This is a genomic window from Hungatella sp. SL.1.14 (assembly GCF_024460495.1).
Lineage (GTDB): Bacteria > Bacillota > Clostridia > Lachnospirales > Lachnospiraceae > Hungatella > Hungatella hathewayi.
The window spans coordinates 45,068-65,370 of sequence record NZ_JANFYJ010000011.1 but is presented as its reverse complement, the minus strand read 5'-3'; the positions used below and the strand labels follow the sequence as shown (position 1 = coordinate 65,370).

Below are 20,303 nucleotides of genomic sequence, written 5' to 3'. Positions count from 1 at the left end.
CTCTTTTTTTTATAGTTTACTATATTTCATAGGAAATGTCTATGAATTGTAAAAAAACCGTTATCTTTTTTAACTTTTCATTTTTAATGCGATGGGAGATGCCGCACTCCCGGGTATCCGGGATTTATGGAAATGGGATGGGAATTAAGAAAATCTTCATAATCTATTCAAACAATATACAAACATTTCCAGGATCAGTATGCTATACTAAGTACATAAGAAATGCACAAAGTAACAAATTATCCTTTCACCCTTTTTGAAAATCCGAAAATCCTAAAGAAAAATCAACCCTGTGTCGTAAGACACAGGGATTTTTCTGTTTTCAGTTAAACTCCGTTCCAAAATCCAAAACAACCCCGAAGCCAGGACCGGCACACGGGGTTGTTTTATCAATTAAAGTAAATCCTTTAAAATATCACAGAAATCAAATGTCGCAAAGTAGTCCTTCGGAGTCTCCGCCCTGCGGATCATCTCCACGGAACCGTCCTCCTTCAGAAGAAGCTCGGCTGATTTTAATTTTCCGTTGTAATTATATCCCATGGCAAACCCGTGAGCTCCCGTGTCGTGAATGTAGAGTAAGTCTCCTTTGTGAATCTCCGGCAGCATCCGGTCAATGGCGAACTTGTCATTATTCTCACAGAGCGAGCCGACCACGTCATACTTATGGTCGCACGGATCGTTCTCACGCCCCATGACCGTCACATGGTGGTACGCCCCGTACATGGCCGGGCGCATTAAGTTCACTGCGCAGGCGTCCACGCCCACGTACTCCTTGTGCGTGTGTTTCTCATGAATGGCCCTTGTCACCAGCGCGCCGTAGGGACCCAGCATGTAGCGGCCCAGCTCCGTATAGATTGCCACATCATCCATGCCTGCAGGCACCAGAATCTCCTCGTACGCTTTTCTAACGCCCTCGCCGATGGCCATGATATCATTCGGCTCCTGATCCGGACGGTACGGGATTCCGATTCCGCCCGATAAGTTGATAAACTGAATATGGGCCCCGGTCTCCTCCTTGAGCTTCACCGCCAGCTCAAATAAGATTTTGGCAAGCAGCGGGTAATACTCGTTCGTCACTGTGTTGCTGGCTAAAAATGCATGAATTCCGAAATGCTTCGCGCCTTTTTCCTTTAACACCTGATACGCCTCGAACATCTGCTCCGTCGTCATACCGTACTTGGAATCTCCGGGATTATCCATAATATCGTTGCTGATCTTGAACACGCCGCCCGGATTATAACGGCAGCTGATGGTCTCCGGGATCTCCCCGATGGCATTCTCCAGATACTCGATATGGGTGATATCATCGAGATTGATGATCGCTCCGATCTTATGGGCAAACCGAAACTCTTCCGCAGGCGTGTCATTGGACGAAAACATGATATCAGAGCCGGAAAATCCCAGGGCATCCGCCATCATTAACTCCGTCTCGGAAGAACAGTCTGTTCCGCAGCCGAATTCCTTCAGAATATTTAATATAAACGGATTCGGGGTTGCCTTCACCGCAAAGTACTCTTTATAGCCAGGGTTCCATGCAAACGCCTCCTTCAGCTTCTTCGCATTCTCCCTGATTCCCTTTTCATCATAAATATGAAATGGGGTTGGATACTGTTTTACAATCTCTTCCAGTTTCTCTTTCGTTACAAATGGTCTTTTCTCCAAAGCCTCGTTACCTCCTTCTGCTGCCTGTAACCGGATTAGTCTACCGTTACCACCCGCAGAATATTGGTATGCGCTGCAGGCTCATGCTTGCTCGTCGGGCTTACAACCCCGGCTGTAACAATGACCAGATCGTCTTCCTTCACGATATTCTTAGCCTTTAACAGCTCGATAGAGGAGTAGATCAGAACGTCGGTGGACTCTGCACGTTTCGCATGGAACGGCTTAACGCCCCAGTAGAGCTGCATCTGACGCACTGCGGACGAGCTGGGGGACAGACCGATTACCAGGGCCTCCGGTCTCCATTTGGAAAGCATTCTCGTCGTAAAGCCGGTGATACTCGGTGCAACGATGGCTTTTGCATTTAAATCGTGGGCGGTTCCCACGGAAGAAGAACAGACTGCATTGGAAATATTGTGTACATTGGCAGCTGAAACGCGGCGCTGCCGGTATGCGGAGTAATCGAGATGTTTCTCCGTCTCCTCCACGATTGACGCCATCATGGACAGCGCTTCCACCGGATACTTGCCCATGGCGGTCTCGCCGGACAACATAACCGCATCGGTTCCGTCGTATACGGCATTGGCCACATCGGTAACCTCGGCTCTCGTCGGACGCGGGTTGCGGATCATGGAATCCAGCATCTGGGTTGCGGTGATAACCGGCTTGCAGGCCACGTTGCATTTTTCAATGATCATCTTCTGGATATACGGTACTTCCTGAGCCGGAATCTCCACGCCCATGTCGCCGCGGGCTACCATGATGCCGTCGCTGGCCTCGATGATCGCATCCAGATTCTCAATGCCTTCCGCGTTTTCGATCTTCGCGATGACAGCCATGTTGGAACCATGCTCGGAAAGGATTTCCTTAATTTCAAGAATAGCGGCTGCGGTTCTGACGAATGACGCCGCGATGAAATCAAAGCCCTGCTCGATTCCGAATAAGATATCGGCTTTATCCTTCTCTGTCAGCGCCGGAAGCTTTACCTTTACATTCGGTACATTCACGCCCTTTTTCTCGCCCAGCTCGCCGCCGTTGACAACGGTGCAGACGATGTTGTTTCCATTCACTTCTACTACATCCAGTTCGATCAGTCCGTCGTCGATCAGGATCTTGTTGCCTGCCTTTACATCCTCATGAAGACGCTCATAGGTGATATGTCCCATCGTCTCGTCTCCGATGATGTCGTCGGTAGTAAGCGTATACGTCTGGCCTTCCTTCAGGGTTACCTTCTTTCCGTCCTTTAAGACGCCGGTACGGATCTCCGGTCCCTTTGTGTCCAGCAGGGCTGCGATCGGTAAATCCAGCTCTTCCCTGACACTCTTTAACATATCAAGGCGCATTTTCTGCTCCTCGTAATCTCCATGGGAAAAATTAAATCTTGCAACATCCATGCCATTCTCGGCAAGTGCCTTCATTAAATTGCGGTCATTGGTATTCGGTCCCATGGTGCAGATAATTTTCGTTTTTTTCATTGATTTCCTCCAAACTGATCAATTCATGGTTTTCCGGGCTTCGTCTTCCTCCCGGGTAACGTGTTTATGTGTATATAAATGTTCGGAACAGTATTCATAGCTGCCCTCACATTTGGAACAGTAACGGAATTCTAAATTCGGATCGTCCTTCTCCGTTCTTCCGCAGACCGCGCATTTGTGATGGGTGCTTCCCTGGGGCATGATCTTCGTCTGCCTCTGGAAATCCCGTTTGCGCTTGATCTCTTTCGGATTCACCCGGTTAAAGTTCCTCGTCATGAAGAAGAACAGGATGAAGTTTAACAGAGACAGTACGATGGTCACACGAATGCTCGTTCCACCTTTGACAAAGCCGTACAGGAAATAGATTCCATTAAACAGGGCCAGCCATTTGGCCTTGATCGGGATCACGAAAAACAGCAGAAATTCCAGATCCGGGAAGGTCGCGGCAAACGCGAAAAACAGGGAAAAGTTTAAGAATTCAGTTGTCAGATACACCGGCGTGCCAAAGAACACATAAAGAATCAGCGACGCCGCCACATGGCCGATAATTCCCATGAAGAAATACACATTAAACCGGAATGCCCCCCATACACGTTCCAGAGTATTTCCTACCATATAGTACAGATACATGGCAATCAGGCTTCCAAATATCCCGCCGCCCGGCGGGTAAATCATAAATGTCACAATTCTCCAGATCTGACCGTGCAGAATTGCCTGCGCATCCAGCGACAAAAACCGCCAGTAGAATCCCGGGGCAAACATCTCCATTAAGAGACCCACGCCATACATCAGGATAATATAATACATCAGATTGGGAATTGCGTAACGTTTAAACTTCCGCTCAAAATTGTAAAAAAATTTCATTCTTCCATCCTTCTCACATACATTGATAACAGATCAGAACAGATCTTTTTTGGAAAAGATCCAGGCTACGATCAGCGTCAGCACCAGCGTAAATCCCATGACAATGACAAATCCGTAAGGACTGTCCGCAAACGGCATTCCCCTTGAGTTCACGTTCATTCCGTAGAAGCTGGCCACCATGGTCGGTATGGACATGACGATGGTGATGGTCGCCAGGAATTTCATGACGATATTTAAGTTGTTGGAAATGACGGAAGCAAATGCATCCATGGTGCCGCTTAAAATTCCGCTGTAAATGTTGGCCATCTCGATGGCCTGCTTGTTCTCGATGATAACGTCCTCCAGAAGATCCGTGTCCTCCGGATACTTCTTGATTTTCTCGTTTCTCATCAGTTTTTCCAGGACGACTTCATTGGACCGTAAGGAGGTCGTGAAGTATACAAGGCTCTTCTCCAGCTCCAGAAGCTCGATGAGTTCCCGGTTTTTCGTGGACTGATGCAGCTTTTCCTCGATCACGCCGCTCTTCTTATCAATAATCCTTAAATATTGAAGGAAAAGCGATGCGTTTTTATACAGTACCTGCAGAATGAACCTGGTCTTCATATACGTATGGAAATCTCTCACACGGCCGTCCATAAACGCCCCCAGTACCGGTGTCTCTTCCAGGCAGACCGTGATGATGACCTCTTCCGTTGTGATGATGCCCATGGGGATCGTCACATACCAGTCCTTGTCGTTTCGTTCCTCAATGCTGGGAATATCCACCAGAATCAGGGTGTAATTATCCTCAGTTTCAATACGGGAACGCTCTTCCTCATCCAGAGGCGCCCTTAAATCATCGGGATCGATCCCGTACGTATTGGCAATCTCCAGAATCTCCGTTGCCGTCGGGTTGGTAAGCGCGATCCAGGATCCTGGTGACAGTTCATCCTTCTGGTGAATCAGACCGTTCTCTGTTTTAAAAATACGAATCATGAGCTACTTCCCCCTTTATTTGGCATACTTAGACTTATACATTATAGAGTCCGATCCCTTTTTTGTCAAACGAACTTTAAACAGATTTGGCGATCTTACACAAATTTTACTATATTTTAACACTTTTTAACACAGAGCTGCGATTGTATTATTTCTTATTTTATGTTAAACTGGGTGCGGTGAGCCCGACAACTGTTACTGTTTACTCCGTGAACAGTGACCGACAACTTACTTATACACAAAGGAGGCAGGGGAGAATCCCCGCGCATATGAATACATATAACACGCTAGGAATCGATATCGGTTCTACCACCGTTAAGATTGCAATACTGGACGGTGATCATCACATATTGTTCGCTGATTACGAACGGCATTTTGCCAATATACAGGAAACTCTGGCAGCCCTCTTGAAAAAAGCCTGCGATTTACTCGGTCCCATGGACTTGCGGCCTGCCATTACCGGCTCCGGCGGCCTTACGCTGTCGAAGCACCTGGAGATTCCATTCATTCAGGAAGTCGTTGCGGTAGCCGCTTCTCTTACTGATTATGCCCCACAGACCGATGTTGCAATCGAACTTGGCGGAGAAGATGCAAAAATCATCTATTTTACCGGAGGCATTGACCAGCGTATGAACGGAATCTGCGCAGGCGGCACCGGTTCTTTTATTGACCAGATGGCTGCGCTCCTGCAGACGGATGCTGCCGGACTGAATGAATACGCGGCGGATTACAAAGCGATCTACCCGATTGCGGCCCGCTGCGGCGTTTTCGCAAAGTCTGATATCCAGCCTCTCATCAACGAGGGCGCTACCAGGGAAGACTTGGCCGCCTCGATCTTTCAGGCGGTGGTGAATCAGACCATCAGCGGCCTGGCCTGCGGAAAGCCCATCCGAGGCAATGTGGCATTTTTAGGAGGTCCGCTTCATTTCCTGCCGGAGCTCCGGAAGGCATTTATCCGCACGCTGCACTTAAGCGGAGATGCGATTATCGCCCCTGAGAATTCCCATTTATTTGCCGCCATCGGCGCGGCCTTAAACGCAGAAGAGCGCGGCGCGCTTCTGTCCATGGAAGAACTGATCACCCGTTTATCCTCCGGAATCCGGATGGAATTCGAGGTAAAGCGCATGGAGCCGCTGTTTGCGGACCAGGCGGACTACGATGAATTCACAAAGCGTCACGAGAACCACTGCGTGACAAAGAGTGATCTGTCCTCCTACCACGGGAAATGCTTCCTGGGAATCGACGCCGGTTCCACCACTACCAAGGTGGCTTTAGTCGGTGAGGATGGAACACTCCTCTACAGCTTTTACAGCAGCAACAACGGAAGCCCGCTGGCCACGGCAATTCGCGCCATGGGTGAGATAAACAGCCGTCTTCCCGCAGACAGCCGGATCGTATACTCCTGTTCTACCGGGTACGGCGAGGCGCTGTTAAAGGCCGCATTCCTGTTAGACGAGGGGGAAGTGGAGACCATCTCCCACTACTACGCCGCGGCATTTTTCGAGCCGGACGTAGACTGCATTCTGGATATCGGCGGCCAGGATATGAAGTGCATCCGCATCAAAAACGGCACCGTGGACAGCGTCCAGTTAAATGAGGCCTGCTCCTCCGGCTGCGGCTCCTTCATCGAGACATTTGCCAATTCCCTGAATTTCAGTGTGGAAGACTTTGCAAAGGAAGCGCTTTTCGCAAAGAATCCCACGGATCTTGGAACCCGCTGTACCGTGTTCATGAACTCCAACGTAAAGCAGGCGCAGAAGGAAGGGGCGTCCGTGGCCGACATTTCCGCCGGTCTCGCCTACTCTGTCATCAAGAACGCCTTATTTAAGGTAATCAAGATCACCAGCGCCTCCGATTTAGGAGAACACGTCGTCGTTCAGGGCGGCACCTTTTACAATGACGCAGTATTACGAAGTTTTGAGAAGATCGCTGAGTGCAACGCGGTACGACCCGACATTGCGGGCATCATGGGCGCCTTCGGAGCTGCGCTGATTGCCAGGGAACGGTACGATGAGACGAAAGCCACGTCCATGCTGAGTATGGAAAAGATTTTAAGTCTCCACTACGAGACCTCCATGACGCGCTGCAAGGGCTGCACCAACAGCTGCGTTCTGACGATCAACCGGTTCGACGGCGGGCGGCAGTTCATCACCGGCAACCGCTGTGAAAGAGGGTTAGGCAAGGAGCGCGCCAAGAGGGAAATCCCAAACTTGTTTGATTACAAGAATCACCGCATGTTCGACTACGAGCCGCTGAGCGCGGATTTAGCCTCCAGAGGCGTCCTGGGAATCCCCCGGGTACTCAACATGTATGAAAACTACCCCTTCTGGGCTGTCTTTTTAAAGGAGCTGAAGTTCCGCACGGTCCTTTCTCCGCAGTCCACCAGGAAAATATACGAACTGGGAATCGAATCTATCCCCAGCGAATCGGAATGCTACCCGGCCAAGATCACCCACGGCCATATCGAATGGCTGATCAAGCAGGGGATTAAGACGATTTTTTATCCCTGCATTCCCTACGAGCGCAATGAGACGCCTGACGCCGGCAACCATTTCAACTGTCCGATCGTCACGTCCTACGCCGAGAATATCAAAAACAACGTGGAGGAGCTGGATACGGAAAACGTTCGTTTCCTCAATCCTTTTATGGCGTTTACCAACGAAGAGGTGCTGACGAAGCGGCTGATTGAAGTCTTTAACGAAGAGTTCCAGATTCCCGCCGATGAGGTGAAGGAAGCCGCCCACAAGGCGTGGGAGGAGCTTCTTGCTTCCCGCCGGGACATGGAGAAAAAGGGCGAGGAAACACTTCAGTGGATGAAAGAAAACGACCGCCGCGGCATCGTACTGGCGGGCCGTCCCTACCATGTGGACCCGGAGATCAACCACGGTATCCCGGAACTGATCACCTCCTACGGATTTGCGGTTCTGACAGAAGACTCCATCTCCCAATTGGGTGAGATCGAACGGCCTTTGGTGGTCACTGACCAGTGGATGTACCATACCAGACTCTACCGCGCCGCAAGCTACGTAAAATCGCAGAATAACCTGGATTTGATCCAGTTAAACTCCTTCGGATGCGGCCTCGATGCCGTCACCACGGACCAGGTAAATGATATCTTAACCGGCTCCGGAAAGATCTATACAGTGCTCAAGATCGACGAGGTCAACAACCTGGGGGCCGCCAGAATCCGTATCCGCTCTCTCATTGCCGCCCTGCGCGTACGCGATAAGAAGCACTATGAGCGGAAGGTGGTTTCCAGCGCCTACCACCGCATCACGTTTACGAAGGACATGAAGAAGGACTACACCATCCTCTGCCCGCAGATGTCGCCGATTCATTTTGACTTAATCGAACCGGCCATCCGCTCCTTCGGCTATCAAGTGGAGGTCCTGCAGAATGACAACCGTTCCGCCATCGACACAGGATTAAAGTACGTCAACAACGACGCCTGCTACCCGTCCTTAATCGTGGTCGGCCAGATCATGGACGCCCTGCTGTCCGGCAAATACGATTTAGACCATACGGCCATTTTCATGAGCCAGACCGGAGGCGGCTGCCGCGCGTCCAACTATATCGGCTTTATCCGCCGTGCCTTAGAGCGCGCCGGAATGGGACAGATTCCGGTCATCTCCGTCAATGCCAACGGCATGGAGACGAACCCCGGCTTTTCCATCACGCTGCCGCTGCTTACTAAAGCCATGCAGGCTGTGGTCTACGGCGACATTTTCATGAGGGTGCTCTATGCCACAAGGCCATACGAGAAGGAGCCCGGCTCCGCCAATGCGCTTCACCAGAAATGGAAGGCGCGGTGCATCAAATCCTTATCGAAGCGCGTTCCGAACATGATGGAGTTTTCCCGCAATATTTCGGGAATCGTACGGGATTTCGATGAGCTGCCCAGGATATCAGGACTTCAGAAGCCGAAGGTGGGAATCGTCGGGGAAATCCTCGTCAAGTTCTCACCGCTGGCCAACAACCACATCGTGGAGCTGCTGGAATCTGAGGGTGCCGAGGCCGTAATGCCCGATCTGATGGACTTCCTGTTATACTGCTTCTACAACAGCAACTTTAAGGCAGCCAACTTAGGCGGAAAAAAATCGAGCGCCAGCCTCTGCAACATGGGCATCTCCCTTCTGGAGTATTTCCGCAAGGCCGCCCGCAGGGAGCTGATGAAGAGCAAACACTTTACCGCCCCCGCCCGGATTGCGAACCTGGCGGAAATGGCCAAAGACTTCGTCTCCATCGGCAACCAGACCGGCGAAGGCTGGTTCTTAACCGGAGAGATGCTGGAGCTTATCCACAGCGGCGTCGGCAACATCGTCTGCACGCAGCCATTTGGGTGCCTCCCGAACCATATTGTAGGTAAGGGCGTCATCAAAGAGCTCAGAAAGGCATATCCGAATTCCAACATCATCGCTGTGGACTACGACCCCGGCGCGAGTGAAGTGAATCAGTTAAACAGAATTAAATTGATGCTGTCTACTGCGCAGAAGAATATGCGGGTGCAGGATACGAAATAAAAAGAAGGCCGCAGCAGAGTTTTTAATCCCTGCTGCAGCCTTTTTTTTCGATGCTACACATCTTATTCTTTATTGCCCGGTAATCAGTTCCGCTGCTTTCGCGGCAAACTCCTCAAACATGCGGTCCCCCTTATCCTTGGCCGCTGCCGTGGGATCGCCGTATGTACCGGACACACTCAAGTCGCCGATGGAGGTATTGTCCATCCCGTAAAGGGGCGGCCTGTCCGGATACTCGGCCTGAGCTAAGTCCATGTGGACCAGCTCCTCCCTGGCAGACAGCATGAGTGACGTCTCAAATTCGCAGGCATGGAACATGCCTCCCCAGGTGGGACTCTCCATATATTTGTCGTAAATGGCCTGCAGTCCAGGATAAAACATTCCCAGAACTTTTACCGGGGTATCATCCTGAATATCGCGGATCGCATACTTCATGGAAGCGCCGTTGGCCTCGTGGCCGTTTAAAAAGACGAGTTTCGTCACGCCGTACCGCTCCACGGATTTCACGATGTCCTTTAAAACAAGCTGCAAATGGTCCTGAGGAAGGGATACGGTGCCAATCCGGTCGCGCCATACCCAGGAGTAGCCGAAATTGAGTGTTGGAAATACCAGCGCCCCGGTACGGTCGGATATGAGCCGTGCCAGATGTTCCGCCAGGAAAACGTCGGTTCCCAGAGGGAGGTGATAGCCGTGCTGTTCCGTGGAGCCTATGGGTACGATGGCGGTGGAACACACCTCCAGCCGTTCTTTCACCATGGGCCAGGTCATATTCTGGACGATAAATGCCATCGCTTTATACCTCCCTTTTCATTGCCTGGACGTACAGCCGGGCTTTCTGCCGGATCAGCTCCAGATCCCCATCTGCCGCTCCTCTTGGCACCAGATTGCTGCCGGCGGCCGCGCCGACAAAACCTGCCTTCAGAAACTGGGACACATTAGTCTCATTCACACCTCCCACAGCCACAAACTCTGCCTGCGGAAAAGGTCCCTTCAGACTTTTAATATAAGACATTCCAAAGGCATCGGCCGGAAACAGCTTGAGACGCCTGACGCCTCTGTTAAGCGCCTTCTGGACGTCTCCCGGCGTCAGAACACCGGGCAGAACCTCCAGCCCCTTTGAAAGGCCGTAAGCCACCAGATCGTCATCGTAGCCCGGCGTTAAAAAGAAAGGGATTTTCATGGCCGCCAGCCGGTCCACCTCCTCTTTCTTTGTAACCGTCCCTGCCCCTAAGCAGATTCCGCCCGGTGAATACTTCTTCTGAATCTGCTCGATGCAGCCAAATCCCTTTTCCGGGTCGCTTAAGGATACTTCAATACCGGTGATTCCTTCACTCAACAGCGTCTCTGCAATCGGAGCCGCATAAACGGGCTCCACATCCCGGATAATTGCCATGAGCCTTATAGATTCAATCATGTGCGTCCTCCTTAAAATACGGCCAGCCACCGTTTCGGGTTCTCGATAAAGATCGTGTCAATATCCTGCTGGCTGATTCCCTCGTCCAGAAGACGGGCGATAAATTTTGTCCTGATAAAGCGGAATCCCGGACCTCCGCCGTAAGCCTCTAAATAGGAGGCGCGTCCCATATCTCCGGATATCAGCAGCTGCCTGCCGTAACCATGCCCGATCAGGGAGCGGATGAGGGCTACTCTCGTGGAATCGGGATGGTATTTCACCTTTCCGGGTCCGTCAAACTGAATATAGATTCCCCGGTCGGCCAGCTTAAGAAGATAGTACTCGTCCGGATTGCGGTCCAGATGGCCCAGGGCCACAGTGGTTAAATCCACGCCCTCATTTTCCAGGATGTCCAGCACCTCCATTCCCATGGTGCCGGCCTCCGTATGGCCCCAGATCGGTGCATTGCAGAGTTTCTGGGCGGTTGCCGCCGCAATTGCCGTCTTCTTCTCCAGCGGATGAATCATATTGTAATAAGTGCCGATTTTGATGAAGCCGGCTCTCGCATCCGATCCGTCGCCCCCTTCCATCACATCCTTTGCCAGCATGCCCGCGATCTCTTCCATAGACGTTTCCGCCACCCACGGCGGGTAGTAGATATGCTTATTGAAACCAGTGGTTGCGATAATATGGACCCCTGTCTCCTGTGCCATCCGTTTCAGAACCTTTAAGTCTCTGCCATAGTCCAGCGTAGAGGCCTCCACCAGGGTGCTTCCCCCGACTTCCTTGAAATGAAACAGCTCCTGCACGCTGTTTTCATAGCTGCTCAGCTCTAAATCCCTGTCCTTCTGGCATGGCGGCGGAACCGCGTGGAGATGCTCATGAGGATAAGTAAATCCCATATCCTCTCCCTTTATGTCACCTAAAACTGTTCTTGCAAATTTTTCCATTCTGCGACCTTCTTTCCAAGTCCTTTTTTCCAAATTTAAGTTCTTTCCATACAGCAGTACTGCGTTCTAAATTACAGCGGGACTCCAAACACCATGCCCACAAGGCGCATCAGCACCGACACAATAATGGCATCCGTCGAAGCAAACCATAAGCCTTCCACTCCGTAAGCACCTACATTGACGAAGGGGTATGCAGCCGCCACAATCAGCGTGAAGAAAACACCGAGGAAGAGGCCTGCTGCCACAGCGCCCTTTTTGCCGCCTAATTTATCGCCGAACACGCCTGCCGCGCCGCCCATGAAGAAGAGGCCGATCACTCCCGGAAGCACGACTACGTTCATCCTGGTCGTAATCATGGTGCTGATGATACCGCCCACCATCGCCGCCAGGAAACCAACCGTGGTCGCCATCGGTCCGACGCTGTAGAAAATCGGGATGTCGAGAGCCGGTCTGGCTCCGGGAACCAGCTTCTCACTGATGCCCTTAAATGCGGGAATAATTTCACCTAAGAACATGCGGACCCCCTGTAAGAGGACGAGTACGCCCGCCACAAAGGTGAGAGCCTGGATCAGGGTATAGATGATGTAGTTCTGTCCGCCGGACAGCGCCGTCACCGTCTCGCGGCCTGCAATCAGTGCGGTCAGGATGTACACGACAATCATGACAATAGCCATAAGAATTGACATGTCCTTCAGAAAATTAAATTTTTCGGATACATGGACCTTTTCCCACGTATCCTGCTCCGGGTCACGGTCTTTTTTCCCGAACAGGCCGCCGACAAATCCACTGAGACAGACAAGGGAGCTTCCCCAGAAGCCAAACGCCACTTCATCCGTCTTTAAAATCTTTCTGACAAATGGCTGGGCAATAGCCGGAAATACAATCATGGAAATTCCCTGGACGACTGAGCCGATGGCCACAGCCTCCCAGCCCCGGATCCCCATCTGGTCCAGAACGATTGCCATAGTTCCCGCAAAGGAAAACATCATGTGGCCAGTCAGGAAAATGTACTTAAAGGGCGTAATACGCGCCAGCAGCAGGTTGATTAAGAATGAGAACAACATGATGAGAGGAGTCTCAAATCCCAATACTGTCTGTACTGCTGCTACCAGGGAATTATCCTCGGGCACGATCCCCGCCATGCCGAAAGCACTGTTAAACATGGAACTGAACGGAACCAGGGCCCCCACAATGACATTTGATCCCGCGCTCAGTATCAGAAATCCCAAAATTGTCTTAAAGGTTCCTGAAATAACGTCTGATACGCTGTTTTTCATGGCGATCAGACCGATCATCGCTACAAGGCCTAATACAACCGTAGGCTGGCTTAAGAAATCAACTAAAAATTTTATCATACTGTTCTTCTCCTTTTATCTTTCCGCAGTCATTTCACAGGTTATTTCATATAAGGAAGAATCAATTCCTCAATCCCCTTTTTATCAAGTAAATTTGTAACCGGCAGAACGGGCACATCGGCCACGATCTGTTTCGCGATCTCCGAGGAAGCCGCAATCAGATCACAGGTCTTTCCTTTATAAGAGCCTAAATCCACTGCTTCCCCTTCCACTGTCACATGATGCTTCTTCCCGATATCCTTTATGGTCATCAGAAGCATAAGGCTGGTTCCAAATCCCATTCCACACACTGTTATAACTCTCATAAACTCTCCTTTTCGGTTAATTTTTCCAGTTCCTCATAGGAAGTGATTGTTAAAAGACGTTCTCTGACCTTATCATCCTCCAGAAATCTCCCCAGTTCCTGAAGTAACGCCAGATGGCTGTCATTTTCCACACCGCCCAGTGTAAATACAAGTTTTACCGGATCATTAAAGGGGTGATGAAACGATACAGGATCTTTGAGCCTGATGAAGCTGATGCAGGGCTCAGACACATCTCCCGATGGTCTCGCATGAGGCATTGCAATGCCCGGTGCCATAACCATATATGGACCCAGGTCATGGAATGCCTCTTCCATTTTTACAATATAAGTTTCCTTCACTTTCCCGCTGTTCACTAATAGCTGACCGCTAAAATGAATTACTTCCTCCGGTGTTGTAAGTCCTTCCACATCCAGCCGGACTACGTCCTTTGTCAATATGTCTGTCAGCATAAGTACCCTCCATCAAATTCCTTTAAATATGTAACAAATTCTTCATAGCATTTACTGCCGGCCAGTTTATTGATCCACTGTTCATCCGATACCATCAGGAACAACCGTTCCAGCACTTCCTTGATTTTTTCATCTCCTCTTTTAAAGCAGCCCAGAATCACAAGCTTCACATTGGCCTTTCCCCATGGAACAGGGTTTTTCATCAGTACGAATACAAAAAAGCTCTCTCCGTCAATCAGGCAGTGAGGCAGCGCCGCAAACGGCGATATCTCTGTCGATACCAGACTTTCCCGCTTCATAACGGCATTCTTTTCTTCTTCCTTAAGCCTCCCCTGCTCAATCATCAGATCACAGATTCTCGTAAGCACTCCTTTTTTTCTTACAGGCTTATCCCACAGAAAAAAGCTGTCCCTCCCGCACAGGGATTCCAGACTACCGCTCCTTTTCAACCGCGTCAGGGCCGCATTGATCCTCATCTGGTCCTTTTCATTCAGAAACGGACTGACGGTAACCACTTCCTTTCCCAGGACGTTCTCCCTGCCGGTGGGAAGCATCGTGATATAAAAATCCGCCTCCTCCGGCAGCGCATTTCCTTCCCCTGCCTCTCCGATGTCCAGGACTTCCAGTCCGGCATAGATCTGTTCCAGCCGGCTCTTTAAGAGGCGTGCCGCTCCCGGCATGGTTTCACTGATGAAAGCGGTCTTAAACTTACGGATTTTATTCTCCTGCTCCAGGGAAGACGCAAAATACATGGTGAGAAATCCCAGTTCTCCAACAGAGAGATTCTGTTTTGTATACTCCGTAATACATTCCGCCAGTTCAATGGCATAGTAGTAAGCAGTGGGGTATATTTTCTGAAGTTCCTCATAGAACGGATTCTCCGTCTCCATATGTACCAGATACTTCCCGTAGCTGGATGCCACATGGAGGATCAGACCGTTGACCAGCGCTTCATCGCCGCTCAAATCCACACCGTAGTTATTCCGGATTTTTTTCATCCCCTTCATAACCAGGCCATGGAAAAACATGAGATTGTGTTCATCAATCTGGTTGAACCGGCAGTTTCCGCCAAGGGTCTGCATCCAGATCAGGGTTAAATACATGCACTCCCCTTCCAGCCTGTTTTTCGGAAAGTACTTCTTCAGCAGAAATCGCGTCGTCTTCATTTGCTCCTTAAACGGTTCTTTTCCGTCCAGATGAGCCAGATAGCCGAAATAAATCTCCTTTCCGAGAGAGATTCGCTTGATGGTGATGGCCAGGTATTTGAAAAACTGTTGTTCTTCCTTTTCCTTTGCGGATATTCCGTATTTTTTTAGGCATCTGCCGATCCATTTTCTGATGTCTTTCTCCGGTACTTCCCGGATGTCCAGAGAGTCCCAGATCTTTTCATCCCCTGCCTTCTCCAGCAGATGATACATGCAGTCCCGGATGCTGATTTCATTTCCGCTGATGTAGAGTCCCGTATAGGCTTTACTGAACAGCTCCAGGCCGAAATTCTCCAGATAGGAATTCGACAGCGTTGTAATTCTGGACATACTGGACCGGCTGTAATGAAACAGCTCTTCCAGCTCCTCCATCTTGCATCCGTCACTGATCAGGATACGTCTCACCATTTCACGAATCAGCTCATCCCCCTGACTGCCTGCATGGCTTCCCATATCCTTAAAAAATGTCCGGCAGCGCGCCTGATCTGTAATTTTTATCTGATACCCCCTTCCCTTATAGGAACGGATTTCAAAACCGTTTTCCTTTCCCAGAGCTTCTGCTTCTTTGATATAGCGAAGAATCATCCTGCTGCTGACTCCAAGATGGGCTCCCAGCTGTCCGGAGGTGACATAACTCTCCAGAGTGTCTGCCAGGTATTGGACAACCTGAAATGTTTTTGTGTACATATTATTTTCCTCTCTGTTGCAGCCCTGCCTGTCTCCTGTATCATTATTATAATAATCTGACAATAAGATGTCGATTTCAACAAATGACGGTTAGTAAGTGACATCATGATTATAAATCTATCTTAACACAAAGGAACTAGAATTTTATGGAGAGAATTCTGGAACCAGACCGGCAGGAAGAAAGAAAAAACATTTATTTTAAACGATGGAGCAGCTCCAGTGTCAAGCTTCATTTCCCTTAATTTTCTCTTATTTTCTTACGCATTCTTACGCCTTTTTTACTCCGCTTGACCTTGGAGTAAGTCCATGGTTTAAAGTCGTGTTATCAGCAGGAGCGCTGATGAAAGGATATGATTTTCATTTGAAAGGGGAAATTAATTTATGAAGAGACAGATGAAAAAATGGATTATTCCATGCGCTGCCGCGCTCTTAACCATAGGCGCATCTATGACAGCATTCGCAGCCCAGGGCTGGTCCATGGAAGGCGACAACTGGGTCTATTTAGATTCCAGCGGAAACAGAGTTACCGATTCCTGGAAGAAGTCGGGTGACAACTGGTTTTATCTCGACTCCAACGGAGACATGGCAAAAAGCAGCCTGATTGAGGATGACGACAACTATTACTACGTCAACTCCGTAGGCGCCATGGTTTCCAACGAATGGCGTGAAATCGCTTCTGATTATGAAGAGGAAGATTCACCGGATACCTACTGGTATTACTTCCAGAACAATGGAAAAGCCTACAAGGCCTCCAGTTCCGGAAAGACCTCGTTTAAGTCGATCCGCAAGGCCAATGGAGAATGGAAAAAATATGCATTTGACTCAGAAGGAAGAATGCTCTTCGGCTGGGTCGGCGAGGATTCCGAACGAATCACCGGTGATGATGCATGGAGAGAGGGCGTATACTACTGCGGCAACTCTGACGACGGTGCGCAGGTCATCAACGCATGGAGCCTGCAGGAAGTAGAGGATCCCGACACGGAAGACGATAATTTCAACGGAACCTACTGGTTCTACTTCGGCTCTAACGGCAAGAAAACAAAAGAGACCACAAAAACCATCAACGGTCTCAAGTACCGCTTCAACGAAAACGGTGCGGCAGAATCTGAATGGTACGCCAAGGCTTCTACCTCAGCTGCAAGCGGAAGCAACTTATATTACAACCTGCCTGAGCAGTGCTGGCTGGCAAAGGGCTGGTTTAAGACTATCCCAGGCGTCGAAGTAGATCCTGAAGCTTACGACGACGGCACCGAATACTGGTTCTACGCCCAGAATAACGGCGAACTCGTTAAGAGCCAGATTAAGACAATCAACAATTACCGCTACGCATTCAACGAAAAGGGCGAAATGCTTCACGGCCTCTATATGCTGACCTTCGATGACAACAAGAAGATCGAGACCTATGAAGAGATCGAGTCAGAAAGCGACCTTCCGGATACCGACGACGAGCGTGACGTTTACTACTTCGGAGATTCTCCTAAGGAAGGCGTTATGGCTACCGGCAAGACCACGATCGATATCGACGGTGAGAAATACACCTACAACTTCCGCAAGTCCGGCAGTGACAAGGGCGCCGGCTACAACGGTATCTACGACGATTCCATCTACATCAAGGGCCGCCTGCTGAAGGCTGACCGTGACGCAAAATACGAAGTTGTCGAATATGACGGCAAGGATTACTTAATCGGTACCTCCGGAAAACTTGCCAAAGGCAAAAAGAACTTAAAGAACGGTGACGACAAGTACTTCAGCACCAATAAGCAGGGTATTGTCACCTATGAAGGTTATGAAAAAGAATAACGAAATTCCGCCATCACAAGCACTCTTTTCTAAATAGAAACGGGGTCTGCCAATCCGGCAGACCTCATTTTTCATCCTGTTATTTTTTCCAGAATCTGGTTGCTTCCCCACCACTTTTGTAGTATAATACTTAGAACGTGTGTTCTGCTGCATACAGGACTCATACCAACGACAAACGGAGGTCTATCTCATGATTCACGGAATTTTTTCTCTCTATGTGGAACGCTGGCCGTTCTTCCAGGAGCTGATTCTCCAGCATATAAAGATTGCATCGACAGCGATTCTTATTTCGGGTACCATCGGCCTGTTTCTCGGTATTTTAATCAGTGAACACAGGAAATTCGCCACATGGATCATCGGGATCATCAACGTGGCCTATACGATTCCCTCCATCTCCATGCTGGGCTTTTTAATCCCGTTTACCGGCATCGGCAATAAGACGGCCACCATCGCGCTTACCATCTACGGGCTGCTGCCCATGGTCCGGAACACCTACACCGGCATCACCACTATTGAAGCCTCCACCATCGAGGTGGCAAAGGGCATGGGAAGCACGCCCTGGCAGATTCTTTACAAGGTCAAGCTTCCGCTGGCGCTTCCTGTCATCGTAGCGGGACTCCGCAGTATGGTAGTCATGACGATTTCACTCAGCGGTATCGCCTCCTACATCGGGGCAGGCGGCTTAGGGGTGGCCATCTACCGCGGCATCACCACGAACAACGCCGCCATGACGTATGCCGGCAGTATCTTAATCGCCATCGTGGCACTGGCCTCCGATCAGCTGGTGGCTTATATTGAACGTCATATTCGGAAGAAGTGGCATCTGGCTCCATAAAGGAGATGGCCGTAAGGAGGATTATCGTATGAACGTCATCGAATTAAAGGATATCACCATGTCCTATGGACCCAACAGGATCCTGGAACATTTTAACTTAAGTGTGGAACAGGGCACATTTTTAACCATGATCGGCAGCTCCGGCTGCGGCAAGACCACTGCGCTGAAGCTGATGAACGGCCTGCTGACACCGGAGCAGGGAACCGTGACCATCAACGGCACGGATATATCCCGGACGGATATCAATGAACTCCGTCGCGGCATCGGCTACGTCATCCAGGAGATCGGCCTCTTCCCCCACATGACGATTGAAAAGAATATCAGCTACGTACCGAATCTCTATAAGTCTCCGGACAAAGCAGCCATCGCCGCCCGTGCCCGGCAGCTTGCCGGGACGGTTGGTCTGGATACGGATATGCTGAAGCGCTATCCCAGCGAGCTGTCCGGCGGTCAGCGTCAGAGAGTGGGCATCGCCAGGGCGCTGATGAATTCACCGAAGATCATCCTGATGGACGAGCCCTTCGGCGCAGTCGATGAGATCACCCGCAGGCGTCTTCAGGAGGAGATCCTTCGAATCCACGAGGAACTGGGCGGAACCATCGTCTTTGTCACACACGATATCAAGGAAGCATTAAAGCTTGGCAGCCGTGTCCTCGTCATGGATCACGGAAACATCATTCAGGACGGGTCTCCCACCGAACTTTTAGAACATCCTGCAACGGACTTTGTCCGCCGGCTGGTAGCCGGTTAGGGAAAGGCCGCTGCGTTTATATAGAGCCCCCGTGAGTCTTGAGGGGCAGAAATGACAGAACGATCACAGGAGGATCCAGAAATGAAAAAATGGAAAAAAATAGCTGCTGCAGCAGTCATAGGTACCGCAGCCATCGCGGCGCTGTCTCTCGGCGGATGCGCAAAAAAGGAACAGGGGACCATAAAGATCGCATCCAAGCCCATGACGGAGCAGTATGTTCTGACCGAGATTATCGGCCAGTTAATCGAGCATGATCTCGGTGTAAAAGTAGAGATTACCAAAGGGGTCGGCGGCGGAACCACCAACATTCAGCCGGCGCTGTTAAAGGGTGATTTTGATTTATATCCGGAATACACGGGAACCGGCTGGCTCACCGTATTAAAGAAGGAACAGGAGAACGATCCCGATGTTCTTTACGCGAATCTCCAGAAGGGCTATGAAGAGATGGGGCTTCACTGGACCGGCCTCTACGGCTTCCAGAATTCCTACGTCCTGGCTGTCAGAAAGGAAGCTGCCGACCAGTATTCCCTTAAGACCTTCTCGGATCTGGCTGCTGCATCCGATCAGCTGGTATTCGGCGGGAATCCCGACTACATGGAACGGGAAGATGGATTTAACTATCTTGCTTCCGCCTATAACATGAATTTTAAGGATGTCAAGGATATCGATATCGCCTTAAAGTACACGGCCATGGCCGACAAGCAGATCGATGTCACCAATGCGTACACCACCGATGCCCAGTTAAGTGTGGCTGATGTATCCCTGCTTGAAGATGACCAGCATATTTTCGCCACTTATTACGGCGCCACTGTAGTCCGCCAGGATACCTTAAAGAAATATCCAAAACTGAGCGAAACCCTGGAAAAGCTGACCGGCCAGATCTCCGACGATGAGATGCGCGCCATGAACTATGCTGTGGAAGTAGAACAGAAGGATGAAAAAGAGGTTGCGAAAGACTTTTTAACAGAAAAAGGACTTTTAAACTAGACTCAGGAATTCACAATCATCAGTCAAAAACCCCGCCGTTAACGGCGGGGTTTTTGACACTGAAGCTGCCTTTTGCCACATACCAGATTTTATGAT

At 50.1% G+C, this 20,303-nt stretch carries 16 protein-coding genes; 5 read left to right on the top strand and 11 right to left on the bottom strand.

Annotated features, from left to right (window positions below; genetic code table 11):
• Positions 1-393 precede the first annotated feature (393 nt).
• From NE473_RS13510 to NE473_RS13495, 4 genes are read right to left on the bottom strand one after another with little or no spacing between them, the layout of a single operon-like run.
• The gene (locus NE473_RS13510) at positions 394-1,662 is read right to left on the bottom strand and encodes a diaminopimelate decarboxylase (protein WP_006770802.1); all 1,269 of its coding nucleotides are present in this window, start codon (positions 1,660-1,662) and stop codon (positions 394-396) included.
• Between the two features lie 35 nt (positions 1,663-1,697).
• Entirely contained in the window at positions 1,698-3,134 is a 1,437-nt protein-coding gene (gene pyk, locus NE473_RS13505) for a pyruvate kinase (RefSeq protein ID WP_055649870.1), read from the bottom strand.
• A gap of 18 nt (positions 3,135-3,152) precedes the next feature.
• Complete coding sequence (locus tag NE473_RS13500) at positions 3,153-3,998, bottom strand: rhomboid family intramembrane serine protease (protein ID WP_006770800.1); 846 nt, start codon at positions 3,996-3,998, stop codon at positions 3,153-3,155.
• Positions 3,999-4,031: 33 nt separating this feature from the next.
• Positions 4,032-4,973, bottom strand: coding sequence for a magnesium transporter CorA family protein (locus NE473_RS13495; RefSeq protein WP_006770799.1), 942 nt, complete (start codon positions 4,971-4,973; stop codon positions 4,032-4,034).
• 269 nt (positions 4,974-5,242) lie between these two features.
• On the opposite strand from NE473_RS13495, the gene NE473_RS13490 reads away from it, so the two are divergent.
• Positions 5,243-9,493, top strand: a complete 4,251-nt coding sequence (locus NE473_RS13490) for a 2-hydroxyacyl-CoA dehydratase (protein WP_055649869.1) — start codon at positions 5,243-5,245, stop codon at positions 9,491-9,493.
• 69 nt (positions 9,494-9,562) lie between these two features.
• On the opposite strand, the gene NE473_RS13485 is transcribed toward NE473_RS13490, so the two are convergent.
• The 7 genes from NE473_RS13485 to NE473_RS13455 form a co-directional block, all read right to left on the bottom strand.
• Entirely contained in the window at positions 9,563-10,279 is a 717-nt protein-coding gene (locus NE473_RS13485; RefSeq protein ID WP_055649868.1) for a creatininase family protein, read from the bottom strand.
• A gap of 4 nt (positions 10,280-10,283) precedes the next feature.
• On the bottom strand, positions 10,284-10,904 hold the full coding sequence (locus NE473_RS13480; protein ID WP_055649867.1) for a bifunctional 4-hydroxy-2-oxoglutarate aldolase/2-dehydro-3-deoxy-phosphogluconate aldolase: 621 nt from the start codon (positions 10,902-10,904) through the stop codon (positions 10,284-10,286).
• A gap of 11 nt (positions 10,905-10,915) precedes the next feature.
• Positions 10,916-11,833 (bottom strand): phosphotriesterase family protein, encoded by a 918-nt coding sequence (locus NE473_RS13475; protein ID WP_055649866.1) that lies wholly within the window; start codon positions 11,831-11,833, stop codon positions 10,916-10,918.
• 71 nt (positions 11,834-11,904) lie between these two features.
• Complete coding sequence (gene ulaA / locus NE473_RS13470; RefSeq protein WP_006770788.1) at positions 11,905-13,188, bottom strand: PTS ascorbate transporter subunit IIC; 1,284 nt, start codon at positions 13,186-13,188, stop codon at positions 11,905-11,907.
• Between the two features lie 41 nt (positions 13,189-13,229).
• Positions 13,230-13,493, bottom strand: a complete 264-nt coding sequence (locus NE473_RS13465; RefSeq protein ID WP_006770787.1) for a PTS sugar transporter subunit IIB — start codon at positions 13,491-13,493, stop codon at positions 13,230-13,232.
• Positions 13,490-13,942: a PTS sugar transporter subunit IIA gene (locus NE473_RS13460; protein ID WP_006770786.1), complete on the bottom strand. Its 453-nt coding sequence runs from the start codon at positions 13,940-13,942 to the stop codon at positions 13,490-13,492. The genes NE473_RS13465 and NE473_RS13460 overlap by 4 nt, the downstream gene beginning before the upstream one ends.
• Positions 13,936-15,834 carry a BglG family transcription antiterminator gene (locus tag NE473_RS13455; RefSeq protein WP_055649865.1) on the bottom strand — a complete coding sequence of 633 codons (1,899 nt, stop codon included), beginning with the start codon at positions 15,832-15,834 and terminating at the stop codon, positions 13,936-13,938. Before NE473_RS13455 ends, NE473_RS13460 begins: the two co-directional genes overlap by 7 nt.
• A gap of 381 nt (positions 15,835-16,215) precedes the next feature.
• Between NE473_RS13455 and NE473_RS13450 the strand changes: the two genes are divergently transcribed.
• From NE473_RS13450 to NE473_RS13435, 4 genes are all read left to right on the top strand, one after another.
• Positions 16,216-17,634: a cell wall-binding protein gene (locus NE473_RS13450; RefSeq protein WP_006770782.1), complete on the top strand. Its 1,419-nt coding sequence runs from the start codon at positions 16,216-16,218 to the stop codon at positions 17,632-17,634.
• 190 nt (positions 17,635-17,824) lie between these two features.
• Positions 17,825-18,469, top strand: a complete 645-nt coding sequence (locus NE473_RS13445; RefSeq protein WP_006770781.1) for an ABC transporter permease — start codon at positions 17,825-17,827, stop codon at positions 18,467-18,469.
• Between the two features lie 28 nt (positions 18,470-18,497).
• Positions 18,498-19,220, top strand: a complete 723-nt coding sequence (locus NE473_RS13440; RefSeq protein WP_006770780.1) for an ATP-binding cassette domain-containing protein — start codon at positions 18,498-18,500, stop codon at positions 19,218-19,220.
• Between the two features lie 81 nt (positions 19,221-19,301).
• Complete coding sequence (locus NE473_RS13435) at positions 19,302-20,207, top strand: glycine betaine ABC transporter substrate-binding protein (RefSeq protein ID WP_070102779.1); 906 nt, start codon at positions 19,302-19,304, stop codon at positions 20,205-20,207.
• Positions 20,208-20,303 lie beyond the last annotated feature (96 nt).